General features: G+C 69.9%; 29 protein-coding genes. 9 read left to right on the top strand and 20 right to left on the bottom strand.

Annotation, left to right across the window (positions count from 1 at the left end; all coding sequences use genetic code 11):
• Positions 1-58 precede the first annotated feature (58 nt).
• The 5 genes from ABZ707_RS03805 to ABZ707_RS03785 form a co-directional block, all read right to left on the bottom strand.
• Positions 59-493, bottom strand: a complete 435-nt coding sequence (locus tag ABZ707_RS03805; RefSeq protein WP_360167214.1) for a cupin domain-containing protein — start codon at positions 491-493, stop codon at positions 59-61.
• Positions 494-560: 67 nt separating this feature from the next.
• Positions 561-1,085, bottom strand: coding sequence for a DUF302 domain-containing protein (locus ABZ707_RS03800; RefSeq protein ID WP_360167211.1), 525 nt, complete (start codon positions 1,083-1,085; stop codon positions 561-563).
• On the bottom strand, positions 1,082-1,393 hold the full coding sequence (locus ABZ707_RS03795; RefSeq protein ID WP_360167208.1) for a hypothetical protein: 312 nt from the start codon (positions 1,391-1,393) through the stop codon (positions 1,082-1,084). Before ABZ707_RS03795 ends, ABZ707_RS03800 begins: the two co-directional genes overlap by 4 nt.
• Before the next feature lie 195 nt (positions 1,394-1,588).
• Positions 1,589-2,020, bottom strand: a complete 432-nt coding sequence (locus ABZ707_RS03790) for a hypothetical protein (protein ID WP_360168408.1) — start codon at positions 2,018-2,020, stop codon at positions 1,589-1,591.
• An 8-nt stretch (positions 2,021-2,028) separates the two neighbouring features.
• Positions 2,029-2,490 carry an ATP-binding protein gene (locus ABZ707_RS03785; protein WP_360167205.1) on the bottom strand — a complete coding sequence of 154 codons (462 nt, stop codon included), beginning with the start codon at positions 2,488-2,490 and terminating at the stop codon, positions 2,029-2,031.
• A gap of 209 nt (positions 2,491-2,699) precedes the next feature.
• Here ABZ707_RS03785 and ABZ707_RS03780 point away from each other — a divergent pair, with 209 nt between their 5' ends.
• From ABZ707_RS03780 to ABZ707_RS03770, 3 genes are all read left to right on the top strand, one after another.
• The gene (locus ABZ707_RS03780; RefSeq protein WP_360167202.1) at positions 2,700-3,563 is read left to right on the top strand and encodes a helix-turn-helix transcriptional regulator; all 864 of its coding nucleotides are present in this window, start codon (positions 2,700-2,702) and stop codon (positions 3,561-3,563) included.
• Complete coding sequence (locus tag ABZ707_RS03775) at positions 3,564-3,800, top strand: DUF397 domain-containing protein (RefSeq protein WP_319683252.1); 237 nt, start codon at positions 3,564-3,566, stop codon at positions 3,798-3,800. It begins immediately after the preceding gene.
• A gap of 104 nt (positions 3,801-3,904) precedes the next feature.
• The gene (locus ABZ707_RS03770) at positions 3,905-4,705 is read left to right on the top strand and encodes an SAM-dependent methyltransferase (RefSeq protein ID WP_360167197.1); all 801 of its coding nucleotides are present in this window, start codon (positions 3,905-3,907) and stop codon (positions 4,703-4,705) included.
• Positions 4,706-4,798: 93 nt separating this feature from the next.
• Here the strand turns inward: ABZ707_RS03770 and ABZ707_RS03765 are convergent, their stop codons facing one another.
• From ABZ707_RS03765 to ABZ707_RS03735, 7 genes are all read right to left on the bottom strand, one after another.
• Positions 4,799-6,151 (bottom strand): 6-phospho-beta-glucosidase, encoded by a 1,353-nt coding sequence (locus tag ABZ707_RS03765; RefSeq protein WP_360167194.1) that lies wholly within the window; start codon positions 6,149-6,151, stop codon positions 4,799-4,801.
• An 81-nt stretch (positions 6,152-6,232) separates the two neighbouring features.
• Positions 6,233-7,480, bottom strand: coding sequence for a multiple monosaccharide ABC transporter permease (gene mmsB, locus ABZ707_RS03760; RefSeq protein ID WP_360167191.1), 1,248 nt, complete (start codon positions 7,478-7,480; stop codon positions 6,233-6,235).
• Between the two features lie 5 nt (positions 7,481-7,485).
• Positions 7,486-9,027: a multiple monosaccharide ABC transporter ATP-binding protein gene (gene mmsA / locus ABZ707_RS03755; protein ID WP_360167188.1), complete on the bottom strand. Its 1,542-nt coding sequence runs from the start codon at positions 9,025-9,027 to the stop codon at positions 7,486-7,488.
• Entirely contained in the window at positions 9,024-10,130 is a 1,107-nt protein-coding gene (chvE, locus tag ABZ707_RS03750) for a multiple monosaccharide ABC transporter substrate-binding protein (RefSeq protein WP_360167185.1), read from the bottom strand. Before chvE ends, mmsA begins: the two co-directional genes overlap by 4 nt.
• Positions 10,131-10,137: 7 nt before the next feature.
• A complete protein-coding gene (locus ABZ707_RS03745; protein WP_360167182.1) occupies positions 10,138-11,115 on the bottom strand; it encodes a hypothetical protein in 978 nt (325 codons plus the stop codon).
• A gap of 103 nt (positions 11,116-11,218) precedes the next feature.
• A complete protein-coding gene (locus ABZ707_RS03740) occupies positions 11,219-12,238 on the bottom strand; it encodes an alcohol dehydrogenase catalytic domain-containing protein (RefSeq protein ID WP_360168405.1) in 1,020 nt (339 codons plus the stop codon).
• A complete protein-coding gene (locus tag ABZ707_RS03735) occupies positions 12,229-13,392 on the bottom strand; it encodes a mandelate racemase/muconate lactonizing enzyme family protein (RefSeq protein WP_360167179.1) in 1,164 nt (387 codons plus the stop codon). Before ABZ707_RS03735 ends, ABZ707_RS03740 begins: the two co-directional genes overlap by 10 nt.
• Positions 13,393-13,576: 184 nt before the next feature.
• Here ABZ707_RS03735 and ABZ707_RS03730 point away from each other — a divergent pair, with 184 nt between their 5' ends.
• Together ABZ707_RS03730 and ABZ707_RS03725 are read left to right on the top strand one after the other, a co-directional pair.
• Positions 13,577-14,347 carry an IclR family transcriptional regulator gene (locus tag ABZ707_RS03730; RefSeq protein ID WP_360167176.1) on the top strand — a complete coding sequence of 257 codons (771 nt, stop codon included), beginning with the start codon at positions 13,577-13,579 and terminating at the stop codon, positions 14,345-14,347.
• Positions 14,344-15,183, top strand: a complete 840-nt coding sequence (locus ABZ707_RS03725) for an SMP-30/gluconolactonase/LRE family protein (protein WP_360167173.1) — start codon at positions 14,344-14,346, stop codon at positions 15,181-15,183. Before ABZ707_RS03730 ends, ABZ707_RS03725 begins: the two co-directional genes overlap by 4 nt.
• Positions 15,184-15,219: 36 nt before the next feature.
• Here ABZ707_RS03725 and araD read toward each other — a convergent pair whose 3' ends face one another.
• The 5 genes from araD to ABZ707_RS03700 form a co-directional block, all read right to left on the bottom strand.
• The gene (gene araD, locus ABZ707_RS03720; protein ID WP_360167170.1) at positions 15,220-16,938 is read right to left on the bottom strand and encodes an L-arabinonate dehydratase; all 1,719 of its coding nucleotides are present in this window, start codon (positions 16,936-16,938) and stop codon (positions 15,220-15,222) included.
• Positions 16,935-17,846 (bottom strand): dihydrodipicolinate synthase family protein, encoded by a 912-nt coding sequence (locus ABZ707_RS03715; protein WP_360167167.1) that lies wholly within the window; start codon positions 17,844-17,846, stop codon positions 16,935-16,937. Before ABZ707_RS03715 ends, araD begins: the two co-directional genes overlap by 4 nt.
• A complete protein-coding gene (locus tag ABZ707_RS03710; protein WP_360167164.1) occupies positions 17,843-18,487 on the bottom strand; it encodes a GntR family transcriptional regulator in 645 nt (214 codons plus the stop codon). The genes ABZ707_RS03715 and ABZ707_RS03710 overlap by 4 nt, the downstream gene beginning before the upstream one ends.
• A gap of 295 nt (positions 18,488-18,782) precedes the next feature.
• Positions 18,783-19,313, bottom strand: a complete 531-nt coding sequence (locus tag ABZ707_RS03705) for a GNAT family N-acetyltransferase (RefSeq protein WP_360167161.1) — start codon at positions 19,311-19,313, stop codon at positions 18,783-18,785.
• Positions 19,310-19,639: a hypothetical protein gene (locus tag ABZ707_RS03700; protein WP_360168471.1), complete on the bottom strand. Its 330-nt coding sequence runs from the start codon at positions 19,637-19,639 to the stop codon at positions 19,310-19,312. The genes ABZ707_RS03705 and ABZ707_RS03700 overlap by 4 nt, the downstream gene beginning before the upstream one ends.
• Here ABZ707_RS03700 and ABZ707_RS03695 point away from each other — a divergent pair.
• The 3 genes from ABZ707_RS03695 to ABZ707_RS03685 are packed head-to-tail and all read left to right on the top strand — an operon-like array spanning position 19,563 to position 20,373.
• Complete coding sequence (locus ABZ707_RS03695) at positions 19,563-19,910, top strand: ATP-binding protein (RefSeq protein WP_360167158.1); 348 nt, start codon at positions 19,563-19,565, stop codon at positions 19,908-19,910. The genes ABZ707_RS03700 and ABZ707_RS03695 overlap by 77 nt on opposite strands.
• Entirely contained in the window at positions 19,907-20,095 is a 189-nt protein-coding gene (locus ABZ707_RS03690; RefSeq protein WP_360167155.1) for a hypothetical protein, read from the top strand. The genes ABZ707_RS03695 and ABZ707_RS03690 overlap by 4 nt, the downstream gene beginning before the upstream one ends.
• Entirely contained in the window at positions 20,092-20,373 is a 282-nt protein-coding gene (locus ABZ707_RS03685; RefSeq protein ID WP_360167152.1) for a hypothetical protein, read from the top strand. Before ABZ707_RS03690 ends, ABZ707_RS03685 begins: the two co-directional genes overlap by 4 nt.
• Positions 20,374-20,462: 89 nt before the next feature.
• Here the strand turns inward: ABZ707_RS03685 and ABZ707_RS03680 are convergent, their stop codons facing one another.
• The 3 genes from ABZ707_RS03680 to ABZ707_RS03670 all read right to left on the bottom strand — a co-directional run bounded on the left by ABZ707_RS03680 (position 20,463) and on the right by ABZ707_RS03670 (position 24,487).
• Positions 20,463-21,176 (bottom strand): 1,4-alpha-glucan branching protein, encoded by a 714-nt coding sequence (locus ABZ707_RS03680; RefSeq protein ID WP_360167149.1) that lies wholly within the window; start codon positions 21,174-21,176, stop codon positions 20,463-20,465.
• Positions 21,177-21,336: 160 nt separating this feature from the next.
• Positions 21,337-23,580: a M4 family metallopeptidase gene (locus tag ABZ707_RS03675; RefSeq protein WP_360167146.1), complete on the bottom strand. Its 2,244-nt coding sequence runs from the start codon at positions 23,578-23,580 to the stop codon at positions 21,337-21,339.
• A 517-nt stretch (positions 23,581-24,097) separates the two neighbouring features.
• Complete coding sequence (locus tag ABZ707_RS03670; protein WP_360167143.1) at positions 24,098-24,487, bottom strand: cupin domain-containing protein; 390 nt, start codon at positions 24,485-24,487, stop codon at positions 24,098-24,100.
• A gap of 81 nt (positions 24,488-24,568) precedes the next feature.
• Here ABZ707_RS03670 and ABZ707_RS03665 point away from each other — a divergent pair, with 81 nt between their 5' ends.
• Positions 24,569-25,501, top strand: coding sequence for a helix-turn-helix domain-containing protein (locus tag ABZ707_RS03665; RefSeq protein WP_360167140.1), 933 nt, complete (start codon positions 24,569-24,571; stop codon positions 25,499-25,501).
• Positions 25,502-25,510 lie beyond the last annotated feature (9 nt).

Raw genomic sequence — 25,510 nt, 5'->3', positions numbered from 1 at the left:
GGCGGCTCGGGGCCCTCGGGTGGCCGGGCCGCTCGGGCGCGCGCGAGCGCCGTCGCGGCTACTGGAAGTCGCAGCCGGGGTTGGGTGCGTCCTCGGAGAGCGGCTTGCCGTGCGGGAGGACATAGAGGGCTTCGAGGACGATCGGTATCGTGCCGAGGTTGCGGCCGATGTGCACATTCCCGGCGCCGCTGGGCTCCGTGACGACGCTGCCGGCCCGGTAGACGCCGTCGGACTGACAGGTGTGGCCGAAGTGGCTCAGGGTGCCCTGCTTGACGTACGCGAGGAGAGGCCCGTCGTGGAAGTGCCAGCCGGTGCTCTCGCCGGGCGGGACGGTGATCTCCCGCAGGATGTAGTCCGTGCCCGCGACGGTGGTCTGGGTGACGATCCGGCCGGTGACACCCGGACCGCCCGGCGTCGCGGTGGCGGTACCCGCCGAGAGGGACAGACCGGCCACGGTGACTCCGGTCAGTCCTACGCGTAACAGATTGCGCATGAGTGAGGGCTCTTTTCAGAAGACACGCCTGCCGCCGGGAAGGCCCCGGAGACTCCCGGCACCGATGCTAAGGGCTGTCCCCGGTGAGTTCCTTCGGCACTGTCGCTCCCAGCAGGGTGAGCAGACCGGCGACGAGCCGGTCGAGTTCCCCGCCGACCGCGGCGATGGCCGGGTTGTCGTAGCTGTCGAAGAGTGAGCTGGGGCGGTCCACCACGAACCGGGTGCCGCCGTGCGCGTCCGCGTAGATGACCGTGCGCAGCGGCGCGTGCAGCATCGTGGCGGGATCATGGCGGAACATGCGCTCGGCGATGGTGTGATTGCCCATCAGATACGCGGTGCACTTCCAGCCGGAACCGGATCCGGCCATGGCGGACGTGACATCGGTGCGCCAGTAGATCATGAACCCATGCGGGGCGTTTATCTCCGCGAGGTCCAGCACCGCCTGCCAGGAGGCGAGTTGGCCGAACCGCGCCGCGTCGTAGGCGGGGACGAGTTCCTCGTAACGCCGGACGGCCCGTTCGTAGGGGGCCGGCAGTGCCACATCGAGCCGGTGGGTCAGGTGTTCGGTGGTGTGGTTCTCGGAAGTGGTCATGATGAGCCGCCTCGTCCGACCGTGATGCTGTCGATGTCGATGTCGATGGTTATCGAGGGCATGGTGAGATTGGACGTCCCGTCCTGATCGCGCCGGAAGACACGGCGCCAGGTGGGGAAGACCAGACCGTCGAAGGTCTTCGGCCGGCCGGAGTAGTGTGCGACGAGCGTGCCGCCGAGGATCTCGGTGACATAGTCCATGCGCCGCGGCGTCATGTCGGTGTCGTAGTAGAAGACCTGCTCGGGGTTGTGCGTCGCGATGGTGCCGGGCAATCGGACGCGCAGGCGCCGCCACTCCTGTCCGTCCATGGCACGGATGTCCTTTGCTGCGCCGCCGGTCCGGGCGTCGACACGAACGTCCCGTTCGGCGGAGGCGTCCCGCGCGCTCCGGGGCGTTCCGCCTTCCCGGCCGGCCCTGCCGACAGGAACACATCCAGAAAAACGTAACGCCTTTGCCCGCCGCCCGCCTGTTCGCACCGGGCGCCCGGAGCCAACAGGCGTGGATCAGCCGTGCTGCCGGACGGGCACCGTCCCCGGCGTTTCGTGCGGCGCCCAGGCGGGAGCCGTGCCGGCGAGCTGGCAGACCATGAGGTAGAAGGGGATCGGCGGGGTGTACGGCGTCGGGGCGTCGGGCCAGTGGATCAGTCGCGGGCGGACGGCGGGCACGTTCGTACCGGCGATGTAGCGGGCCGGGGCCGGCCAGGTCAGGTCCAGGTCCGAGCCCGCCGGGACGATCCACCACCACCAGTCGGTGTCGGCGAAGACACAGCCGGTCCTGGGCAGTCGCGCCATGAGCCGGAAGCCGTGCCGCGCGGGCACGCCCACCGCGTCACAGCCCAGCGAGGCGGGCAGTGTGGGCGGCAGGGGGAGCGGGATCCGGCGGCCGGGGTGTCCGGCGCCGTACTCGGTCCGCAGGCCGCGGGTGAGACGGTGCAGCGCGGTCCTCAACACGGCTGCCCCGTTCCGTACGGCAGCTCGGCCCAGACGACCCGCCCGGGGCTGTACTCCGAGGTGTCGTGCGCTCCCCAGCCGTCGCACAGTGTGTCGATGAGGAGCAGGCCCCGGCCGCCCTCCCCGTCGGAGACCCGGTGGAGCTGCGGCCCGGTCGGACCGTATCCCTGGTCCTCCACCGCGATCCGCAGGTGGCCCCGGCCTTCCCGTATCTCACAGATCACATGCTCGCCCGCCGCGTGCACGATGGCGTTGGTCACGAGCTCCGACACGACCAGCACGGCGGTCTCGGCGGTGTCGTCGGCCACGCCCCACTGGGCGAGCCGGTCCCGGGTCAGCGTTCTGGCCCGCCCGACGGACTCCACACGTGCGGGAAGCTCGAACCCATAGCGCCGGACAACGTTGCCAGAGCACAGGGCGGTGGGCTGTGAAGTGAGCGCGTTACCAGGTGCCACGACCGATCCTAACGGTGGGGGGAGCAGCGGCGATGCGCAATACCTCTCCCTCGGCACGGCGCTGGAACCGCATGTACTGGTTCACCGATCCACTCTCCACCCGTCCAGGGACACTTGGCAAGTAGCACTCTGAAAATTTCAGAGTGCCGTGTTCTTCGTCGTGGAGGCATGGCAGACTGCTGGCAACCGTGCATGGGGAGGTCTCAAAAGTGAGCGAACCGCGGTCAGCCCCGACCGTGGGTCAGGTCGTACTCGGCAGACGTCTGCAGGATCTGCGCGAGCGTGCCGGCCTGAAACGCGAAGAGGCCGCCAAGCTGCTCAGGGTGGCTCCGGCCACGGTCCGCCGGATGGAGACGGCCGAAGTCACCCTCAAGATCCCGTATGTGCAGATACTGCTCAGGGCCTACGGAATCCCCGAGACGGAGGCCGACGCCTTTGTCGAACTCACCGAGGAGGCCAACAAACCCGGCTGGTGGCAGCGTTTCCACGACATCCTGCCGGACTGGTTCAGCATGTACGTCAGTCTGGAGGGCGCGGCCGCCCTGGTGCGGGCGTACGAACCGCACTTCGTGCCGGGACTGCTCCAGACCGAGGAGTACGCGCGCTCGGTCATGCACGCCGGGGCCGTGGGACAGGCCAGGCCCGAGGAGATCGAACGCCATGTGGCACTCCGTATGGAGCGCCAGTCCCTGCTCACGCGTACGGACGCGCCCAGATTCTGGGTGATCATGGACGAGACCGTGCTGCGCCGCCCCGTGGGCAACAGCCCGGACGTCATGCGGGCGCAGATCGACCGGCTGCTCGAAGCCGCGGCGATGCCCAATGTGACACTGCAGGTCGCGGAATTCGCGAGCGGGCACCATCCCGGTACCTACGGGCCGTTCGTGATCTTCCGCTTCGCCGTACCCGAACTGCCGGACATGATCTACAGCGAGTACCTGACCGGGGCCGTCTATCTCGACGCGCGTCCCGAGGTGGCCACTCATCTGGAGGTCATGGACCGGATGGCGGCTCAGGCCGCAACTGCACAACGCACGAAGGAGATCCTCAGGGATGTCCGCAAGGAGCTGTGAATGGATCCCATATACAACGGCATGCCCGCCACCGACCTCGGTGCCGAGGGCTGGCACAAGCCGTGGAGTGGCGGCAATGGCGGGAACTGCGTCGAGGCCATGAAGCTGGCCGACGGCAGAGTCGCCGTGCGCCAGTCCACCGACCCTGAGGGCCCCGCACTCATCTACACGACCGGCGAGATCGCCGCCTTCATCCAGGGCGCCAAGGCGGGCCAGGCGGACTTCCTCCTCACCTGATCCGGGGTCGGCTCGGATCCGCACACGCTGGGCAACGCACGGTTCCACAGGCCCCATCCGTTCCACAGAACCTGCTCACCGATCCTGAGACTCACGGAGCGCACATGACCGGGCAAGACTCCATCGACACCAGCAAGCCCCACCCGGCGCGGGTGTACGACTGGTTACTCGGAGGCAAGGACAACTATCCGGTGGACGAGGAGATGGCGCAGCAGCTTCTCGCCATCGATTCCAGGGGTCCGGACATGGCCCGGGTCAACCGGGCCTTCATGCACCGCGCCACCCGCTGGCTCGGCAGCGCCGCCGGGGTACGCCAGTTCCTGGACATCGGCACGGGCATTCCGACGGAGCCCAATCTCCATCAGATCGCCCAGGAGGTCGCTCCGGAGTCCCGGATCGTCTACACCGACAACGACCCGATCGTGCTCCGTCACGCCGAGGCGCTGCTGCGCAGCACCCCGGAGGGCGTCACGGAGTACGTCCAGGCCGATGTGCGGGAGCCGGAGAACATCATCGAGGAGGCCGGGAAGATCCTGGACCTCGACAAGCCGGTGGCGCTCTCCCTGGTCGCGCTGCTGCACTTCGTCTCGGACGAGGACGGCGCCTACGAGCTGGTGGGGCGTCTGCTCGACCCGCTGCCCTCCGGCAGCTATCTGGTGCTCTCCCATGTCACCGGCGACTTCGACCGGGGGAGCGCGGACAAGGCCCGCGAGCTCTACAAACAGCGGGGGCTGACCCTGGCCCCGCGCTCGCGCGAGGAGTTCGCCAAGTTCTTCAAGGGACTTGAACTGGTCGAGCCGGGGGTCTCGCTGGCCGCCGACTGGCGTCCCGAGCTGGGCGAGGTCGTGCCGGTCCCCGGCGACGAGCCGGTGCCGGGCTACGCGGGAGTGGCTCGTAAGCTCTGACGACTTCGGTGACGCACCACCGCGCGGCGTCGCAGCACTTTCAGGTGTGCTGCGGCGCCGCGCGCGTGCCGCCGCTCTTCGCCGCCCGGCGGGTCAGCCCCGGAGGTAGGCCAGCCCGGGGTGCACCTCCGTATAGCCGTCGAGCAGCCGCCGGGCCACGGACACCGAGTCGACCAGCGGATGCAGCGCGAACGCCTTCACCGCGCTCGCCCGTGAGCCGCTCTCCGCCGCCGCGAGCACCTCGCGTTCGACCGCCTTGACCGCCGTGACAAGACCGACCGCGTGCGACGGCAGCGGATCCACCGCCACCGGATGAGCGCCGTTCGCGTCCACGAGACAGGGCACCTCGACGACCGCGTCCGCGTCCAGCACGGAGAGCGTGGAGCGATTGCGGACATTCAGGATGAGCGTGGCGCGCTCGTCGCGTGCGACGGCCCGCATCAGCGCGAGGGCGACCTTCTCGTAGCCACCGGACTCCAGATCCTCCTCGTCCCGGTCTCCCACCCCGGCGGCGTCCCGGTTGGTCGCCATATAGGTGGCCTCGCGTTCGGCGAGGGTACGGTGCCAGGCGTCGAGCGCCGACCCCGCCGCGCCGCCCGTGCCGCTCAGCTCCGCGTAGAAACCGGCCTGCTGGTCCCGGAGATACGCGCCCCGCGTCCGCTCGGCGTCCGTGTACGCCCGGACCGTCTCGCGGTTGAAGTAGTAGTAGTGCAGGTACTCGTTGGGGATCGCACCGAGCGAGCGCAGCCAGTCCGCGCCGAACAGCCTGCCCTCCTCCACGGAGCCCAGCGCCCCGGAGTCGGCCAGCAGCCGGGGCAGCTCGTCGCGCCCGCCGACCCACAGGCCCCGCAGCCAGCCGAGGTGGTTGAGCCCGACGTAGTCGAACCACGCCTCCTCCGGGTCCACTCCCAGCGCCCGCGCGACACGGCGGCCCAGACCGACCGGAGAGTCGCAGATGCCGATGACACGGTCGCCCAGGATCCGCGACATGGCCTCGGTGACCAGCCCCGCCGGATTGGTGAAGTTGATGACCCAGGCGTCCGGAGCCAGCGCCGCCACCCGCCGTGCGATGTCGGCCGCGACCGGGACCGTACGCAGTCCGTACGCGATCCCGCCCGCGCCGACCGTCTCCTGGCCCAGCACGCCCTGCACCAGCGCCACCCGCTCGTCGGCCGCGCGTCCTTCGAGGCCGCCCACCCTGATCGCGGAGAAGACGAAGTCCGCGCCGCGCAGGGCCTCGTCGAGGTCGGTGGTGACCCTGATCTCCGGCGCGTCCGCCACGCCCGACGCCTGCTCGGCCAGCACCCGGGCGACAGCGGTGAGCCGGCCGGCGTCCACGTCGTACAGCGTGACCCGGGTGACCCGGCCCTCGGCCCGGTCGCGGAGCAGCGCCCCGTACACCAGCGGCACCCGGAAGCCACCACCGCCCAGAATCGTCAGCCTCATGCCCCAACCGCCCTCTCTCGGTGCCCCAGCACGCCTCATCATCCCTGAGGCGATCATCCCCGAGGCGCTCGCGAGCGGCCGTCAGGCGCCCACCCGGCGTTTGTTCCAGACGTCGAAGCCCACCGCAGCCAACAGCACCAGTCCCTTGATGACCTGCTGGTAGTCCGTGCCGACGCCCACCAGCGACATACCGTTGTTGAGCACCCCCAGGACCAGCCCGCCGATGATCGCGCCGAACACCGTGCCCACGCCACCGCTCATCGACGCGCCGCCGATGAACGCGGCCGCGATGGCCTCCAGTTCGAAGTTCACGCCCGCCTGGGGGACACCCGCGTTGAGCCGGGCCGCGTAGACGATGCCGGCCAGCGCGGCGAGCACGCCCATATTGACGAAGACCAGGAAGGTGACCCGCCGGTCCTTGACCCCGGAGAGCTTCGCCGCCGCCTGGTTGCCGCCCAGCGCGTACACATGACGGCCGACGACGGCGTTGCGCATCACATAGCCGAAGCCGATCAGCAGCGCGGCGAGCAGCAGCAGGACGACCGGCACACCCCGGTAGCTGGCCAGCGTCATGGTGAAGGCGAGCACGGCGGCGGCCAGCGCCACACACTTGACCAGGAACAGATTGCGGGGCAGCACCTCCAGGTCGTACGCCCGCTGCCGGCGCCGGTCCCTGACCTCCTGGAGCAGTGCGAAGGCCAGCAGCGCGACACCCAGCAGCAGTGTCAGATTGTGGTAGTTGGTCGCCGGTCCGATCTCGGGGAGATAGCCGGTCGAGATCTTCTGGAACCCCTCGGGGAATGGCCCGAGCGAGCGCGATCCCAGGAAAATCTGCGTACCGCCGCGGAACAGCAGCATCCCGGCGAGGGTGACGATGAACGACGGGATGCCGACATACGCGATCCAGAAGCCCTGCCAGGCCCCGGCGACCGCGCCGATGAGCAGGCCAAGGACCGTGGCGAGCACCCACGGGACCTTGTGCTCGACCATCATCACCGCGCAGGCGGCGGAGACGAACGCGGCCAGCGAGCCGACCGACAGATCGATGTGGCCCGCGATGATGACGATCATCATGCCGATGGCGAGCACCAGGATGTAGCTGTTCTGGAGGACCAGATTGGTGACGTTGTTCGGCTTGAGCAGCACACCGCCGGTCCATATCTGGAACAGCACGACGATCAGACCGAGCGCGACGAGCATGCCGTACTGCCGCATATTGCGCCGCGCGGCCTCCAGCAGCAGCGCCCCCGTGCCGCGCCCGGACGCGGTGGACGGCGGGCCGCCCTTCGGCGTGCCGTCCCTCGGTGTGTCGGTGGTGACCGGACCCATGGCGACTACCTCGTGTTCTTGGTCATATGGCGCATCAGGACTTCCTGGGTCGCTTCGGCCCTCGGGATCTCACCGGTGAGCCGGCCGGCCGCCATCGTGTAGACGCGGTCGCACATACCGAGCAGCTCGGGGAGTTCGGAGGAGATGAAAACGACCGCCTTGCCCTGCGCGGCGAGCTGGTCGATGACGGTGTAGATCTCGTACTTGGCGCCGACGTCGATACCCCGGGTGGGCTCGTCGAGGATCAGCACATCGGGACCCGCGAAGATCCATTTGCTGAGGACGACCTTCTGCTGATTGCCGCCGGAGAGCCGGCCGACCTGCTCGAAGACGGACGGGGTCTTGATGTTCATGCTCGCGCGGTACGACTCGGCGACCCGGCTCTCCTCGTGCTCGTCGACCACCCCGTGCCGGGCCACCTTGGACAGGGCGCTCATCGTGATGTTCCTGGCGATGGTGTCGATGAGGTTGAGCCCGTACCGCTTGCGGTCCTCGGTGACATACGCGATGCCGTGCCCGACCGCCTCGGGCACCGTCCGGGTACGGATCTCCCGGCCGTCCTTGAAGACCGTCCCGGTGATGTTGCGGCCGTACGAGCGCCCGAAGACACTCATCGCCAGCTCGGTGCGGCCCGAGCCCATCAGTCCCGCGATGCCGACGATCTCGCCTCTGCGGACCGTGACCGAGACGCCGTCGACGACCTTGCGCTGCTGATCGATGGGGTGGTGCACGGTCCAGTCGCGCACTTCGAGCGCGGGCCGCGCCCCGGGGTCGCCTTCGTAGGGCGTGCGTTCGGGGAAGCGGTGGTCGAGGTCGCGTCCCACCATGCCCCGGATGATCCGGTCCTCGGTGGTCGACTCGGCCTTCACATCGAGGGTCTCGATGGTCCTGCCGTCCCGGAGGATCGTGACGGAGTCGGCCACCTCGGCGATCTCGTTCAGCTTGTGCGAGATGATGATCGAGGCAATGCCCTGGGACTTCAACTCAAGGATGAGCCGCAGCAGTTGGGCGCTGTCACCGTCGTTGAGCGCCGCCGTCGGCTCGTCCAGGATCAGCAGCTTCACCTTCTTGGCGAGCGCCTTGGCGATCTCCACGAGCTGCTGCTTGCCGACTCCGATGTCGGCGACCCGCGTCCCGGGATGCTCCCGCAGCCCCACCCGCCTGAGCAGCGACGCGGCGTGCCTGAGGGTCTCGTTCCAGCTGATGATGCCCCTGGTGGCGTGCTCGTTGCCGAGGAAGATGTTCTCGGCGATCGACAGATAGGGGATGAGCGCCAGCTCCTGATGGATGATGACGATGCCCTGGGCCTCGCTGGCCCTGATGTCCCGGAAGGCGCAGGGAGAGCCCTCGAAGAGGATCTCCCCCTCGTAACTCCCGTGCGGATGAACGCCGCTGAGCACCTTCATCAGGGTGGACTTGCCCGCCCCGTTCTCCCCGCAGACCGCGTGCACCTCGCCCGGGGCGACGGTCAGACTGACGTCGGAGAGCGCTCTGACCCCCGGGAAGGTCTTCACGATGGAGCGCATCTCCAGGACGGGAGGCGTCACGTCAGGTCACTCGCCTTGATGTAACCGGAGTCCACCAGCACCGACTGGTAGTTGGACTTGTCGACGCTGACCGGGTCGAGCAGATAGGCCGGGACGACCTTCACCTCGTTGTTGTAGGTCTTGTCGTCGTTGACCTCGGGCTTCTTGTCGTTGAGCACGGCGTCCGCCATCTGCACGGCCTGCTTGGCCAGCGCCCGGGTGTCCTTGTAGACGGTCTGCGTCTGCTGGCCCGCGACGATCGACTTCACCGAGGCGACCTCCGCGTCCTGCCCGGTGACCAGCGGATACGGCTTGGCGGACGTCCCGTAACCGTCGGACTTCAGCGCCGACAGGATGCCGATGGAGATGCCGTCGTACGGCGAGAGGACCGCGTCCACCTGCTGCGAGCCGTACGCCTTGGTGAGCAGGTCGTCCATCCGCTTCTGCGCGGTGCCGCCGTCCCAGCGCAAGGTGGTGATCTGGTCCAGCGCGGTCTGGCCGCTCCTGACGACGAGCTGCTTCTTGTCGATGTACGGCTTGAGGGTCTTCCAGGCGCCGTCGAAGAAGTAGCGGGTGTTGTTGTCGTCCGGCGAGCCCGCGAACAGCTCGATGTTGAACGGCCCCTTCTTGGCGCCGTCCTTCAGACCGAGCTTGTCGATGAGATAGGTGGCCTGGAGGACACCGACCTTCTCGTTGTCGAAGGACGCGTAGTAGTCGACGTTCTCGGTGCCGAGGATCAGCCGGTCGTAGGAGATCACCTCGATGTTCCGGTCGGCGGCCTGCTGGAGGACATCGCTGAGCGCCCGGCCGTCGATGGCCGCGATCACCAGGACGTCGACCCCCTTGGTGATCATGTTCTCGACCTGGGAGACCTGCTGGGCGACATTGTCCTCGCCGTACTGGAGGTCGGTCTGGTAGCCGAGCTGCTTGAACTGGGCGACCATGTTGTCGCCGTCGGCGATCCAGCGCTCCGACGACTTGGTCGGCATGGCGATACCGATGGTGGCGCTCTCGCCGCCCTTCTTCTCCTCCTTGCTGCCACCCTCGCTGCTCTGCCCGCAGGCGGCGAGGGAGAGGACCAGGGAGACGGCGGTGACGGTGAGTGCGGCTCGGCGGGTACGCATGGGGGCATCAGTCCTTGTCGTGGGTGAGAGGAAAGCGGCTGAGCGGGCCCGGCAGCCGTGACCCGAGCGGTGACATCCCGCCGTCGGCCCCGTGCCGGATGAGCAGATCGAGGACGAGCCGACCGCGCCGCACCCGTTCCCGGGCGCTGCTGAGGGCGGTCTCGCGGAGCTGGGCGCCGTACGGATAGATGCCGGGCGACTTCGACAGGCCGAACTTCAGATAGAGCGGCGCGCCGCGCCGGATCAGCTCCGCCGTCTCGTACATCCGCACATACCCTCCGAGGTCGTCGGGCGCCTCGATGTAGAGGTCCATGGGCGCTCGGCTGGCCCGGCGGATCTCGGTGAGATGGGCGAGGGTGAGATCCGAGGGGACATTGATGGAGTCGGCCCCGAGGTGCTCGAACACCGCGTACGACGCCGGATTGACGGGGCCGATCAGCGCCGAGACCTTGAGCGTGGTGTCGGCGGGCAGGACACCCCGGGCGCGCAGCCGGTGCAGGGACCACAGGACCCCCTCGTCGGCGACGAGCAGACACCGCACACCGAGCTCCGTCGCGCGCAGCGCGTCCTCCACACAGCCGGCCACGGCGTCATGGCCGCGGGCGCGCAGCCCGGCGCCGCCCGAGTCGCTCCGGGTCGAACCGCCGGTGTCCCAGGTCCCGCGCGGCCCGGTGAAGAGGCACAGCTCGATGGAACGGGCCGCGCACGCGTCGGCCATCTCGGTGATGTCGGCGTCGGAGAGCATCCAGACGCCGCTGCCCTGGCTGACGCGGTGGACCGGCAGATCCAGCCGGGCCGACTCCTTCAGGACCTCGGCCAGGGATTCGGGCCCTTCGACGGAGGGGATCTCGGTGCGCCAGCGCCCGCCGTCGGGAAAGGTGTGGAGCGAGGCGTCCGCGGGGTTGTCGTCGGGCGCGGCCAGGCCGAGCGCGGCGAGCGCCTGCTCGCCGGGGCGGCGGGGGCCGGGGGCTGATGCGTCGGTCACGGACACGTCCTTTGGTTCGGTCCTGCGGGTCTGTCGTGTTCGGTATGCCGAACGAGGTTCGGGGGATGGCGCGCGCCTCGGTACGCTCCGGCGCGCGGCCCGGTCACGGACGCAGCAGCACCTTTCCGGTGCCGGGATCACCCCCGCCGACCAGCGCCACGGCCTCCGCGTACCGCTCCAGCGGGAATTCGTGGGTGACCAGCGGCCCGGGGTCCAGCAGGCCGGCGGTGAACGCCCGTACGGCGTAGGCCCAGGCGGCGGAGGGCGCTCCGAAGACGCTCCGCACGGTGAGCTGGTTCAGCGACAGATGCACCGGGTCGATACCGGTCGCGCCGGGCGCGAACAGCCCGGTCAGCACCACCCGGCCACCGCGCCGCGCCAGCAGACACGAGGAGGCCGCGGTGGCCGGCGCCCCGGCGGTCTCGACGACCAGGTCGTACCGGCCGTGCAGCTCCTCCGTGGTGTCCGGGGCGCGGGCCCCGGTCGCCCCGAACAGCCGGGCGAGCCTGGTGCGTTCGGTCCGCGGGTCGATCACCGTCAGTTCACCGGGGGAGTGGGCGGCGAGGAGCTGTACGGCGAGCAGGCCCAGCGTCCCCGCTCCGACCACCGCGATCCGCTCGCCCGGCTCGGGACGGCAGGGCCGCACGGCCGCGGCCACCACCGCGGCGGGCTCCAGCAGGGCGGCGGCCCGCAGGTCCGCGTCATCGGCGAGCGGATGCAACAGCGCGGCGGGCACCACGACATGGTCGGCGAAGCCGCCGGGCCGGGTGAAGCCCGTCTCGTCGTAACCGGCGGTGCACAGCGAGGTCTCGCCGGCCCGGCACCGGGCGCAGCTCCCGCAGGCGCGGAACCCCTCGGCGACGGTCCGGCGGCCGGTGAGCGCCGGATCGACGCCCTCGCCCACCGCCTCGACCGTCCCCGACCACTCATGGCCGGGTGTCACCGGATAGCGCACATAGGCCGCGTCGCGGCGGCCGTCGTACACCTCGCGGTCGCTCATACAGATACCGGCCGCCGCGACCCGTACCAGCACCTCGCCGGGGCCGGGCACCGGTTCGGCCCCGGTCACCAGCCGGTGGACACCCGGCCGGTCGAGCACGATCGCCCGGCTGCTCATCTCGATGCCCCGGGGTCGCGCTTCTCCCAGCCCTCGGCCCACAGGTCGAACCGGGCCTGCTGCTGCGGGAACTCGGCCGCCGCCTCCGCGTCGAACTCGACCCCGAGACCCGGCGCGTGCGACACCTCGAAGCAGCCCGTGGCGGGATCGACCCGCGGAGCGCCCCTGACGACCTTCTTGATCTCCGCGTCCGCGAAGTCGTTGAAGTGCTCCAGGATTTTGAAGTTCGGTGTGCAGGCGGCGAGTTGCAGGCTGGCCGCGGTCAGCACGGAGCCGCCGACATTGTGCGGCGCGATCAGTGTGTAGTGAGTCTCGGCCGTCGCGGCCAGCTTCCTGGCCTCCAGGATGCCGCCGATGTGCCCGACGTCCGGCTGGATGATGTCGGCGGCGCCGGACTCGAAGAGCTCACGGAACTCGATGCGGTCATGGATGCGTTCGCCGGTCGCGATCGGCAGCTCAACCTTGTCGGCCACCTTGCGCAGCGCCTTGAGGTTCTCCGGCGGGACCGGCTCCTCCAGCCAGGCCGGGGCGTACGGCGCCAGCTCGCGCGCCAGCCGGACCGCGGTCGCCGGGCTGAACCGCCCGTGCATCTCCAGCATCAGCTCGGTGTCGGGCCCGATCGCGTCCCGCACCGCCTCGATCAGCGCCACCGCGTCGTTCGACGCCGCCCGGTCCAGCTCGAAGTGCCCGGTGCCGAACGGATCGATCTTCAGGGCCCGGTAGCCGCGCTCCACCACCGCCCCGGCCGCCTTGTGGTAGGCGTCCGGGGTGCGCTCGGTGGTGTACCAGCCGTTGGCGTACGCCTTCACCCGGTCCGTGACCTTGCCGCCGAGCAACTGCCACACCGGCACGCCGAGCGCCTTGCCCTTGATGTCCCAGCAGGCCATCTCGACGACCGCGATGCCCGACATCACGATCTCGCCGGCCCGCCCGAAGTCGCCGTACTTCATGCGGCGTACCAGGTCCTCGACCGCGAACGGATCGGACCCGGCGATGTGATTGGCCTCGGCCTCGCGGAGATAGCCGAGCAGCGCGTCCGTCCTGCCGAGCATCCGGGTCTCACCGACTCCGGTGAGACCTTCGTCGGTGTGGACGAGCACATAGGTGAGGTTGCGCCAGGGCGTGCCGACGACATGCGTGGTGATTCCGGTAATGCGCAAGGCAGTAGTCCTCAGGGTGTGTTCGGTATTTCGTCACACGTTCGAAATGGTGGCGCGACCGTATTCAGGCAGTCCGGGGGGTGTCAATGGGTTGCGCAACGGCTAGCCTGTTCGTCATTCCGGCCACTGGCCGGAGTACCGAACGAAATGCCGGAGCACCGAACAGAAAGGGTGGTGGTCGGCCATGGGACGGCTGGTCCCCGCGGTGACGCGGGCCCTGGACATACTCGAACTGTTCCTGGAGGGCGACGGCACACTCTCGGCTCCCGATGTGATCCGCAGGCTCCAACTGCCGCGCACCACCGCCCACGAGCTGCTCACCACGCTCGCCGCCCGCTCCTATGTGGTGCCTGTGCCGGGACAGCCCGGCCGCTACCGGCTCGGTGTGCGCACCTATCAGCTCGGCAGCCGGTACGCGGAACAGCTCGACCTCGCCGCGGAGGGCGAACAGGTCGCCCGCGAGGTCGCGGAGACCTGCGACGAGACCGTCCATGTCGCCATCCTCGAACACACCGACGTCATCTACATCGCGAAGGTCGACTCCACCCACGCGGTCCGGATGGTCTCCGCCGCCGGACGCAGGCTGCCCGCACACTGCACCTCGGTCGGCAAGATGCTGCTCGCCTCACTGCCCGAGTCCGAGCTGGAAGTCCGTTTCGCCGGGCACGAGTTCACCGCGATGACACCCAACAGCGTGACCGACCCGGAGGTCCTGCGCGCCGAACTGGCCGGGATCAGGGAGCGCGGTGTCGCCGCAGAGCACCGCGAGTCCAACCCCGATGTGAGCTGTGTGGCCGCGCCGGTACGGGACAGCGCGGGCCGGGTCGTCGCGGCCCTGTCCATCTCCGTGCCGATGATCCGCTGGAGCGACGAGCGCGAGGCCGAACTGGCGGAGCTGGCCGTCAAGGGCGCCGGCGCGCTCTCCGGGCGCCTCGGCCACCGGGTGCGGCCATGAGGGCCGAGGTCGCCGTACGGGCGAGCGCCCGGCTCGGCGAGGGCCCCACCTGGGACGCCGCGTCCGGCCGGCTGATCTGGGTCGACATACTCTCCTCACGCGTCCACACCTACGACCCGTCCGACGGCGGCCGTACCGTCCTGGTGACCGGACAGCATGTCGGCGCGGCCAAACCGCGCGCCGGTGGCGGTCTGGTGGTCAACCTCCGGGACGGCATCGGCGTGTACGACGCCGCGGGGACGTTCTCCTGGCTGCTCCACGATCCGGTGCCCGGCCGCCGCGGCAATGACGCGGCCGTCGCCCCGGACGGATCGCTCTGGGCCGGCAGCATGCGCTACGACGAGGCCCCCGGAGGCGGCACCCTGATCCGGGTGGCACCGGACGGATCGGCCGCCGAGGCACTGACCGTCACCGTGGGCAACGGCACGGGCTGGAGCCCCGACGGCCGGACGATGTACTACATCGACAGCCCCACCGGCCGTATCGACCGCTTCCATATGGAGGGCGACCGCATCACCGGCCGGCGGGCGCTGGCCACCGTCGAGCCCGGCGCCGGTGTCCCGGACGGGCTCACCGTCGACGCCGACGGCTGTGTCTGGGCGGCCCTCTGGGACGGCGGGCAGATACGCCGCTACACCCCCGAGGGCGCGCTGGACCGCACCGTGGAACTGCCCGTACGGCGCCCCACCTCCTGCGCCTTCGGCGGCCCCGGACTGCGGGACCTCTACATCACCACGGCCCGCACCGGCATCGAGCGCCCGCATCCGCTCTCCGGCTCCCTGCTCGTCCTGCCGGACGCGGGACAGGGCCTGCCCGCCACCGCCTTCGGCGGCTGACCCGCCGGCCGGCTGACCCGCCGACCGCCCCGGCGGTCAGCCGGCGTACGGATCGGGCACTTCGCCGGGACGGGACAGGAACGCGAAGTCGCACCCCGTGTCGGCCTGGGTGATCTGCTCGCTGTAGAGCGCCCCGTAGCCCCGTCCGTACCGCTCCGGCGGCGGTGTCCAGCGGCTGCGCCGCCGGGCCAGCTCCTCGTCGGCGACCTCCAGCCGCAGGGTGCGCGCGGCGACATCGAGGGTGATCGGATCGCCGGTGCGCACCAGCGCGAGGGGTCCGCCGACATGGGACTCGGGCGCCACATGCAGTACACACGCGCCATAACTCGTGCCGCTCATCCGGGCGTCGGAGATCCGCACCATGTCACGGACCCCCTGCCGCAGCAGATGGTCCGGAATCGGCAGCATCCCGTACTCCGGCATACCCGGCCCGCCCCGGGGGCCCGCGTTGCGCAGGACCAGCACATGGTCCGCGGTGATACCGAGCGCGGGATCGTCGATGGTCCGCTGCATGGTCCGGTAGTCGTCGAAGACCATGGCGGGCCCGGTGTGCCTCAGCAGCGCCGGATCCGCGGCGATGTGCTTGATCACCGCACCGTCGGGACAGAGATTGCCCCGCAGCACGGCCACGCCGCCCTCCGGCGCCAGCGGCCGGTCACGAGGACGGATCACCTCGGGATTGTGCACGCGCGCGCCGTCGAGCTGCGCACGCAGCGTCGGTCCCGCCACGGTCGGCCGGTCCGGATGCAGCAGATCCGTCAGCCGCGACAGAAACGCCGGCAGCCCGCCCGCGAAGTGGAAGTCCTCCATCAGATAGCGGCCGCCGGGGCGCAGATTCGCCAGCACCGGCACCGCCCGGGCGACCCGGTCGAAGTCGTCCAGCGTGAGCCGTACACCCGAACGCCCGGCCATCGCGATGAGATGGATGACGGCGTTGGTCGAACCGCCCAGGGCGAGCACGGTGGTGACCGCGTCCTCGTACGCCTCCCGCGTCAGAATCCGCGACAGCCGCAGATCCCGCCGGACGAGATCCACGATCACCCGGCCCGACGCGGCGGCCATCCGCTCGTGCCCGGAGTCCACCGCGGGTATGGACGAGGCGCCCGGCACGGTGACACCCAGCGCCTCGGCCGCCGCGGTGAGGGTGGAGGCGGTGCCCATCGTCATGCAGTGACCGGGGGAGCGGGCCAGGCCGTTCTCCAGCTCCGCCAGCTCACGGTCACCGATCAGCCCGGCCCGCCGGTCGTCCCAGTACTTCCACATGTCGGTGCCGGAACCGAGCACTTCGTTTCGCCAGTGACCCGGCAGCATCGGGCCCGCCGGGACGAACACCGCGGGCAGATCGACACTCGCCGCGCCCATCAGCAGCGCCGGGGTCGTCTTGTCGCAGCCGCCCATCAGCACCGCGCCGTCCACCGGATAGGAGCGCAGCAACTCCTCGGTCTCCATGGCGAGGAGATTCCGGTACAGCATGGGCGTCGGCTTCTGGAAGGTCTCCGACAGCGTGGCGACCGGGAATTCCAGCGGGAATCCACCGGCCTGCCACACACCGCGCTTCACCGCTTGCGCCCGCTCCCGCAGATGCACATGGCAGGGATTGATGTCGCTCCAGGTGTTCAGGATCGCGATCACCGGCTTGCCGAGATGCTCCTCCGGGAGATAGCCGAGCTGCCGGGTGCGGGCACGGTGACTGAACGACCGCAGCCCGTCCGTTCCGTACCACTGATGGCTGCGCAGCTCCTCCGGTGCCTTCACAGTCCCCACCTGCGTACCAGCGTCGCGACCTCGGCGCGCAGCGCGTCCGGCAGCGGCCGGCTGGGCGGGCGCACCTCGCGGCGGCACAGACCGAGCGAGGCGAGGGCCTCCTTGACGACTGAGACATTGTCGGCGGACTGCCCGGCGGCGCGCAGTTCCTCGAACGGCCGGATCCGCTCCCAGACCTCCATGGCGGCCGGAAAGTCCCCGGCGCGCAGCCGTGCCAGCATCGCGACCGACAGATCCGGGGCGACATTGACCAGTCCCGAGGTGAAGCCGGTGGCACCGGCCGCCCAGTAGACCGGCGCGTACAGCTCGGCGAGCCCGGCGATCCAGACGAAGCGGTCCAGACCCGCGTCACGCGCGAAGGCCGCGAACCGCGCCGCGTCGGGCACCGCGTACTTCACCGCGACGACATTCGGACAGAGCGCGCCCAGCCGGGCCAGCGTTTCGCCGCTCAGCCGCGGATCGCGGACGTACGGGACCACGCCCAGCTCCGGGACGGCGTCGGCGACGGTCCGCTGGTAGTCGGCCCAGCCCTCCTCCGCGACATACGGATGCACCGGCTGATGCACCATGACCATGGCCGCTCCGGCGTCCCTGGCGTGCCGGGCCGCCGCGACGGCGGTGCTGAGATCGTGTCCGACGCCGACCAGCACCTGGGCCCGGTCACCCGCCTCGGCGACGGCCAGCTCCGTCAGCAGCGAACGCTCCTCGGGTGAGAGCGCGTAGAACTCACCGGTATTGCCGTTCGGGGTGAGGGTCCGCACGCCGCTTCCGGTCAGCCGGCGAAGAAGCGCCCGGTACGCGTCACGGTCGACGGTCCCGTCCTCGGCGAACGGCGTGACCGGAATGGCGACGACATCCGCCAGCGCCGCTCGGACGGCGGTGAGATCCACGGTGGTCATACGACGGCACCTCCCGGGAAGGCCCGCTCGACAAAGCGGGCGATGTGGTCACGCAGGGCGCGGGCCGCGCCGTCGGCGTCGCCGTCCCGGGCCAGCCGCAGAATGTCCCGGTGCTCGGCCGCCTCGCGATGCCAGGTCGGCTCGGCGGCCCAGGCGACGGAAGCCACCAGCGCCGACTGGTCACGGATCTCGTCCAGCATCCGCACCAGCAGCGGATTGCCGCACGGCAGGGCCAGCGCACGGTGGAAGTCCCGGTTGGCCAGGGACCGTTCGGCGGTGTCGGCCGCCGCGTCGGCGCGCGAGAGCGCCCGCGCGGCGTCCCCGAGCGGTGCGCCGCCGACGACGGTGCGCCGCAGCGCCTCGGGCTCCAGCAGCAGCCGTACGTCGTACACCTCGCGCGCCATCGTGGCGTCCACGGTCCGTACGGTGACGCCCTTGTACTGGCTCATCACGACCAGCCCGGTACCGGCGAGCGTCTTGAGCGCCTCACGCACCGGCGTCTTCGACACCCCGAACCGTGCGGCCAGTTCGGCTTCGACCAGCGGCTGTCCCGGGCGCAGCCCGCCGGTGAGGATGGCGCGCTTGACCGCTTCCAGAATGTATTGGGTGCGGGAGGGGATCGGGGCGGGCGCAAAGGTCATCGGCGCTCATCTCGGGCAGCGTGTTTCATATATGACGTATGAAGTACGACCGGAGAGGGACGCTAGACCTGGGCCGGGACCGCGTCAATGGCGCGTTACGTCTCACCTGGTGGGGCCGGGCGCGGTGGCACAACTTCCTTGGAGGACATCTACTCGGCCGGCTGTCGCAGCGCTCAGGAACGAGGTCATGCACCTGCGCCAGTTCACCGCGACCTCAGACGTCGAAGTGGCCCTGGAGATGTTCAGCAGAGCGGCCCGCGCTGCTCTTGGGGACGACGGCGACGGGCCGCACGAATCACGAGGAGAGCGGAAGCTCCGCGAGCATCACGGCGTACACCGGGGAGTCCGGGAAGGGCTGACGTTCCCCGACCTTCCGGAAGCCCCAGTCCTCGTACAGCGCCTGCACGCGGGGGTGCTTGACGTCCACCAGGAGGACGGCGAGGTCCTCGGGCCGCTCGTCCAGGAGAGCCCGGGAGAGGGCGTCCGCCACGCCCTGCTTCCGCTTCTTCGGGTGGACGGCCAGCTCGGAGTACGAGAAGGTCAGCGTCTTCTCCGGCGGAGTGTCGACGTGCTCCCTCCACCACTCGCGGCCGTCAGCGGCCGGAGCACCGTACGCGAAGCCCACCGCCTCCTCACCGTCGTACGCGATCACGCAGGCGAAGTCCTCGTTGCCGCCCCAGTGGTCCACGAACCAGGGGAACCTTTTCTTGAAGTCGTCGTCCCGGTCGGGGCCCGCCGCTGCGGCGTGCAGGTCGATGATCGTCTGCCGGATCTGTGGCAGGTCGTCATGCCCGAAGCGGCGGATGTCCAGCTCAGCGGCGCTCACAGTCGGCTCCATTCGGTGCGGTAACGGTCGCCCCACTCTCGGGCGACTGAGGCGTCCGGCGCAAGAGTGATCAAGTCCCGGTAGTAGTCACCGAGGAGGGAGCGCATCCGGCCGGGGATCGGGTTACCGGACATCAGAGGGAAGACCGTGGCGGCCGTGGTGCATGCCTGGTTGATGTCGCGCTGGTGGAGCTGGCACAGCGCGAGGCGTGTGGTGGCCAGGGCCCGGTTCCTGCGGAACTCCATCGGGATGCTGGCCAGGGCGTTGTGGGAGGCGGCTTCGGCTTCGGCTGAGTCGCCGACCCGGTCCCGGATTGATGACGCCACGGTGATCATCACCGAGCTGGTCTCGAACGCCGTGGACCACGGCCGCTTCGACTCGATCCGCGTGATCGTCTCCCGCCCCTCGGAGAGCTGCGTCCGCCTCGGTGTCGTCGACCGCTCGAAGGTCATCCCGATGATGCGGACCGACTCCAACGGCGACCAGATCCGGGGCCGGGGCCTCGTGATCGTCGACTCGCTGACCCAACGCTGGGGCACCGATCTCTACAACTGGGGCAAGCAGGTCTGGGGCGAGATGCGGGTGGAGGAGGCGTGAAGGACGGGAAGGCGTGGGTTGGCGATCAGGTGCACGACGGGGCCACCGACAGGAAGGCCATCGTGACCGACGTCCAGGGAGGGAGCAGGTTCATCCTCCGGCCCATCTGGGGCATGGGCGAGAACTGGGTGGCTGAGGACCCCGAGAAGCTCACCGTGACCGGGCCGGCCCAAGGGGCGAGGTGACCGTTCCCCTCCCCGAGCCCACCCCGACGGACTGCCTGGGCGTCCTGATCGCGGCATACGACTACAAAATGGGCTCGTGCTTCCGCTGCCCTCGCAAGGGGACCCGGGTGACCAGCTTCGGCGAGATCTCCAGCGCCGAGGGTGTGACCCCTCTGTACGCCTGCCGGGAGTGCGTCCAGGAACTGCTGACAATGCACGACCGCCAAATGGAGCGGATGGACACCCCACTCCGGATGATCCAGCTCCCCCGATCCCCTCGCGGAGCCGAGGCCACCTGATCCAGGAGGCTCCCCCCGGCCCGTGAGGAGAGAAAGCCCCAACTGTCTGCATCAGGACGGTTGGGGCCTTTTCGGGGGCTCGAAAACTCTCAAGTAGATGTTCTCCTGGAAAGTGGGGTGGCGCGCACGACGGTGTAGGGCCCGCGTGCCGTGGTGCCGTCCGGCAGAAGCCAGTCGGCGGTGACATGTCCCAGGACCGCTGCCGCTCCGGCGGACGGCTCGGCCCGCTCCGGCCGCAGGACGCGATTCACTCGGAGGGTCAGCCCCTCGGCCGGTCGCGGCAGCCCGGAAACGGAGAGGGTTCCCACGAGGAGATCGGTCCCGTGCGGCCCGTCGATCACCTCCATGGGACCGATCGACGCCCCCGGGCTCGTGCCGCTGAAGTGGCTGGTGACGGACGGATCGCGGGTGTCGCTTGTGCTCTGGGCCTGCGGTTCGGCCTCGCCGAGGACCAGGGCGAAGAGCTGAGCGGCGAGAACCGGATCGTGGACTCCGTCATAGATCCACCGACGTCGAAGCGTGCCGTGCTCAGCGGTGCCGATCAGCGCGTGGTCGGCACCGTCGAGCGGTGCGCCACGGTAACTAAGAGGCGCCTGGTACGTCACCGGCCGCTCTCCGGACTCGTCGGTGACCGCCATGAACTCGATCCCCACCTCGCCCTGCGGATCGTCGAGGCGGAAGCCGCCGGCCTTGGTGAGCCGCGGCGTGTCCGCCGTGCCGAGGTACCAGGGCTGCGCGGGCAGCCAGGAGGCGAGCAGCTCCAGCTTGCCGGGCGTCATGGTGGTGTGGTGGACAACTGCCATGTTTCGACACCTTTTCCCTGGGCCTGCCCTCATCCTGCCATTCGCGTCCTGCCCTTCGCGGCGCCGAGCCTTTTCCGGGGAACACCACCGCCGCGCCCGGTTGACCGGACGCGGCGGCTGGCTGATGCGGTGAGAAGCGTGATGCGGTGGAGAAGCGGGATCAGAAGGTCATGCTCCAGCTGTCGAGGTAGCCCGGCGGAATGGTGAAGATGCCGGGTGTGTTGTCCTCGACCTTGAGCGTCCAGGTGCCGTTGGCCGGCACCGCGGAGGCGTCGACGGTGTAGGTCGCGTGCAGCTCCGGACCGGGGGCGTAGACGAAGTCCTTCACCCGGATCGATGTGCCGTCCTCGCTGATCAGGTCGATGACCTGGCCGCCGGCGAAGCCGTGGAAGAGGTTGACCGTGACCTTGAGGTCGCTGGAGGCGTTGCCCTCCCGGCCGGTGACGGTGATCGGCGACCTGGCGATGCCCCAGTTCGGGATGTCGTACCGCGCCGGGTTGACGAAGAAGTCGCCGCCGGAGGCGAGGACGGTCCAGGTGAAGGGGACCTTGAGCGTCTCGGCCGCCGAGTTCCTGACGCTCACGACGGTCGTGAAGGTGCCCGCCGTGGTGGGTGTGCCCGAGATCAGGCCGGTGACGGGGTCGATCGCCATGCCGCCGGGCAGGTCGGTGGCGGAGTAGGTCAGGACCCCGGGACGGGAGGTCGTCGCCTCGATCTGCCGGCTGGTCGGCTGGCCGACCGCCGCGTCCCGGGTGGACGGCGCTGTGACGGCGATGTGGTTGACGTAGCGGGGACCGACGTTGACGGCGGCCCAGGCGTTGCCGACGGCCTCGTAGGCGTCACTGGACCTGCCGAACAGGTCGGACGCCGCCTGGAGGGTGGCGGTCCGGGCGCCCGCGTAGTCGGTGTCGCTGGTCATGTAGAGGGTCAGCGCCCGGTACCAGACGTTGGTGGCGTTGTGCAGACCCAGGCCGGCGACGGGCTTGTTGTCATAGGTGGGACTGTCGTAGGAGACACCCCCGATGGTCTTCTTCCCGCTGCCCTCGGCGAGCAGATAGAAGAAGTGGTTGCCCACGCCGGAGCTGAAGTGCGGGTCGAGCGAGTCGGTTTCCGGGGTCCAGAAGTCCTGGGAGGTGCCCTTGGCGGAGGCGTCCTTGGAGGGCTGGTCCATATAGCGCAGCGGCTTGCCGGTGCCGCGGACGTCGTCCAGTTCGCCGATCTGGTAATCGGGCACGTCACTGGAGCTGTTGGCGAAGAACTCCACGGAGGCGGCCATGATGTCGCTGGTGGCCTCGTTCAGACCGCCGGACTCGCCTTCGTAGTCCAGGTCGGCGGTGGCATAGGTGACACCGTGGGTCATCTCATGTGCGGCGATGTCGAGTGAGGTCAGCGGCCTGGCGTTGCCGATGCCGTCGCCGTAGGTCATGCAGAAGCAGGTGTCGTCCCAGAAGGCGTTGGCGTATCCGTCGCCGTAGTGCACGCGGGAGTAGGCGCCGACGCCGTCGTTGGCTATGCCGTTGCGGCCGAACAGGTCGTGGTAGAAGTCCCAGGTCTTCTGCGCGCCGTAGGCGGCGTCCACGGCCGCCGTCTGGCGGTCGGCGTTCGTGCCGTCGCCCCAGACGTCGTCGGTGTCGGTCAGCAGGGTGCCGTTCCCGCCCAGGGTCAGGTCGTACGTCCTGTGGCCGCCGCGCTGCGCGTCGGTCAGTTCGTAGACGTCGCCGTTACGGACGGAGCCGACCTGCACCGTGCCGCTGTACTGGCTGTTGCCCGTACCGGCGTGTATCTGCTCGTGGCTCTGGAGCCGTTCGCCGCTCTTGGCGTCGGTCACGATGTGCAACTCGCTGGGGGTGCCGTCCTCCTGCACACCGGTGACGACGGACTCCCAGGCCAGCGTGGGCGTACCGGATCCCATCCAGACGACCAGCTTCGGCGCTCCGTCCGGGGCGGCCTCCTCGGTCTTCTCCGTCTCCGCGACGGCGAGGGCCGACTTCTTCGCCGCCGAGGCCGTGACGGCGGCCTTGGTCGTCGGCACCGAGACCTTCGCCTTCGACGCCTTGGTGACGGTACGGGCGCCGGCGCGCTCATGGACGACCAAGTCGCCGCCAAGGACGGGGAGTCCGGCGTAGGTGCGCTCGTACCGGGTGTGCACGGTGCCGTCGGCGTCCTTGACGACGTCCTTCGGTATCAGCTTCTCCTGATCGCCCAGCTTCAGCGAACGGGCGGTGGCGGACGCCGAATCCGTGGCGGCCTTCAGCAGCGTGGTCCGCTGTCCGGGAGAGAGCCGGACGGCGGCGGCGCCGGGTCTTGGCTTCGCCGCGATCTGTCGTGGGGCCCGATCCGCGCCGGCCGGCGCGGCGGAGGCAGCGCCCGCGGCGGGGAGCGCGGAGACGAGGAGCGCGGCCATGGCGACAGCGGCTGTCCCCGCCACACGCCCCCGCGCGGAGGTCCGGCGAGGGGCGGGGAGAGAGGCGTGAGACAACGTTGTCCTGGTGCTACGGAAGAAGTTCGTCACTCCTGCGGCTTCCTTCTGTCCGGCCATGAGAGGGCGGCCGGTGGCGAGCGGGAACCGGAGGCTGGAAGTCCTCCGGGGAAGAAACGTGCGATGCGACGTCCATGCGGTATGCAGATAGTTTCAGCGGGAGGTCTGATTGTCACCAGAGCGGAGATCGTTGTCCGAAAGTCGGTCAGCCGTTCGCTGTGGGTTCGCTCGGGCGCGCCGTGGATCACGTGGGCCTTTACGCGGTGGCAACACGGCGCTTACCAGTCACCTTGGCTTGTTCTGGACCATGGTCTGCCGGGCGTGGCCGCGAGGGCACCGTCACCTATCTCGGTGATGTGGCGATGTGCCGCCCTGCGCTGCCCGGCGGCCCGGCGGCCCGTCGCCGCGCGGGGTGCCGCGACGGGCCCGGGCGCCCGTGTCGTCAGAGGCCGTGCCCCGTCGTGGCATCGACATGGGCCGGCAGCTCGTCATGGCGGTCGCCGACCGAGAGGGTGCCGGTCGGCTCGAACAGCAGGATCGAGGCGCCCTCCGGCGACGACGGCTTGTGCTCGACGCCACGCGGGACGACGAACACCGAGCCGCGGGGCAGGACGACGGTCCGCTCGGCTCCGTCCTCGCGCAGCGCGATCAGCAGCTCGCCGTCGAGGACCTGGAAGAACTCGTCGGTGTGGTCGTGGACGTGCCAGACGTGCTCGTCGGCGACCTTGGCGACCCGTACGTCGTAGTCATTGACGCGGGTCACGATGCGTGGGCTCCACAGGGCGTCGAAGGAGTCGAGGGCCTTGCTCAGCGAGATGGGGTGAGGGCTCATGGAACGATCATCGGCCTGGCGAGGAGCGTGTGCGAGTGCTAGGAATTGCATATGGCGCAAGGATCCTCGCACCGTGTGGTCATGATCGTCGCGGATGGCTCCAATCCGTTCGAGATGGGCATCGCCACCGAGCTCTTCGGCCTCGCCCGCCCCGAACTGGACCGGCGGTGGTACGACTTCGAGTTGTGCGCCGAGTCCCCGAGCGTGCGGATGCACTCCGGCTTCTTCCAGCTCTCCGGAGTGGCCGGACTCGACGCCGTGGACCGTGCCGACACCGTGATCGTTCCCAACCGTCCCGACCCCGAGAACGATCCATCGGAGGCGGTCCTGGCCGCCGTGCGCCGGGCCGCCGCGCGCGGGGCCCGGCTGGTCAGCTTCTGCACCGGTTCCTTCACGCTGGCGGCGGCCGGAGTGCTCGACGGACGGCGGGCCACCACCCACTGGCGCTGGGCCGGGCTCTTCGCGGCCCGCTTTCCAGCCGTACGGCTCGACCCGGAGGTGCTGTTCGTCGACGACGGCGACATCGTCACCGCCGCCGGCAGCGCGGCCGCTCTCGACACCTGTCTGGAGCTGATCCGCCAGGACCACGGGGCGGGGGCCGCCGTCTCCGTCAGCCGCCGGCTGGTCTTCGCGCTCCATCGCGACGGCGGCCAGCGCCAGTTCGTCGAACAGCCGCTGCCCGCCGTCCCGGACACCTCGCTCGGACCGTTGCTCGCCTGGGCAGGGGAGCGGCTCGGCACGGCGCTGACCGTGGCGGACCTGGCGGACCGGGCGGCCGTCAGCCAGGCGACCCTGCACCGCCGCTTCCGCACCCAGCTCGACACCACGCCGCTGGCCTGGCTCACCGCGCAGCGAGTGGCCCTGGCCTGCCGCCTGATGGAAGAGGGCGAGGTACGGCTCGACCGGGTGGCGCGCGTCAGCGGCCTGGGCACATCGGCGAATCTGCGCGCCCAGCTCCGCCGCAGGACGGGTCTCCCGCCGAGCGCCTACCGCCGCCGGTTCGGCCCGGCGTGAGAGGCTGCC

This window comes from Streptomyces sp. NPDC006923, from assembly GCF_040635655.1.
Lineage (GTDB): Bacteria > Actinomycetota > Actinomycetes > Streptomycetales > Streptomycetaceae > Streptomyces.
The sequence above is the reverse complement of the archived record's forward strand: the minus strand, read 5'-3'. Positions and strand labels throughout refer to the sequence as shown.

Coding starts and splice junctions, on each gene's coding strand:
- ABZ707_RS03805 (WP_360167214.1), bottom strand. CDS start 493: ATGCGCAATCTGTTACGCGTAGGACTGACCGGAGTCACCGTGGCCGGT.
- ABZ707_RS03800 (WP_360167211.1), bottom strand. CDS start 1,085: ATGACCACTTCCGAGAACCACACCACCGAACACCTGACCCACCGGCTC.
- ABZ707_RS03795 (WP_360167208.1), bottom strand. CDS start 1,393: ATGGACGGACAGGAGTGGCGGCGCCTGCGCGTCCGATTGCCCGGCACC.
- ABZ707_RS03775 (WP_319683252.1), top strand. CDS start 3,564: ATGGATCCCATATACAACGGCATGCCCGCCACCGACCTCGGTGCCGAG.
- ABZ707_RS03770 (WP_360167197.1), top strand. CDS start 3,905: ATGACCGGGCAAGACTCCATCGACACCAGCAAGCCCCACCCGGCGCGG.
- ABZ707_RS03765 (WP_360167194.1), bottom strand. CDS start 6,151: ATGAGGCTGACGATTCTGGGCGGTGGTGGCTTCCGGGTGCCGCTGGTG.
- mmsB (WP_360167191.1), bottom strand. CDS start 7,480: ATGGGTCCGGTCACCACCGACACACCGAGGGACGGCACGCCGAAGGGC.
- chvE (WP_360167185.1), bottom strand. CDS start 10,130: ATGCGTACCCGCCGAGCCGCACTCACCGTCACCGCCGTCTCCCTGGTC.
- ABZ707_RS03730 (WP_360167176.1), top strand. CDS start 13,577: ATGGGACGGCTGGTCCCCGCGGTGACGCGGGCCCTGGACATACTCGAA.
- ABZ707_RS03725 (WP_360167173.1), top strand. CDS start 14,344: ATGAGGGCCGAGGTCGCCGTACGGGCGAGCGCCCGGCTCGGCGAGGGC.
- ABZ707_RS03715 (WP_360167167.1), bottom strand. CDS start 17,846: ATGACCACCGTGGATCTCACCGCCGTCCGAGCGGCGCTGGCGGATGTC.
- ABZ707_RS03710 (WP_360167164.1), bottom strand. CDS start 18,487: ATGACCTTTGCGCCCGCCCCGATCCCCTCCCGCACCCAATACATTCTG.
- ABZ707_RS03695 (WP_360167158.1), top strand. CDS start 19,563: ATGCTGGCCAGGGCGTTGTGGGAGGCGGCTTCGGCTTCGGCTGAGTCG.
- ABZ707_RS03680 (WP_360167149.1), bottom strand. CDS start 21,176: ATGGCAGTTGTCCACCACACCACCATGACGCCCGGCAAGCTGGAGCTG.
- ABZ707_RS03675 (WP_360167146.1), bottom strand. CDS start 23,580: ATGGCCGCGCTCCTCGTCTCCGCGCTCCCCGCCGCGGGCGCTGCCTCC.
- ABZ707_RS03670 (WP_360167143.1), bottom strand. CDS start 24,487: ATGAGCCCTCACCCCATCTCGCTGAGCAAGGCCCTCGACTCCTTCGAC.
- ABZ707_RS03665 (WP_360167140.1), top strand. CDS start 24,569: ATGATCGTCGCGGATGGCTCCAATCCGTTCGAGATGGGCATCGCCACC.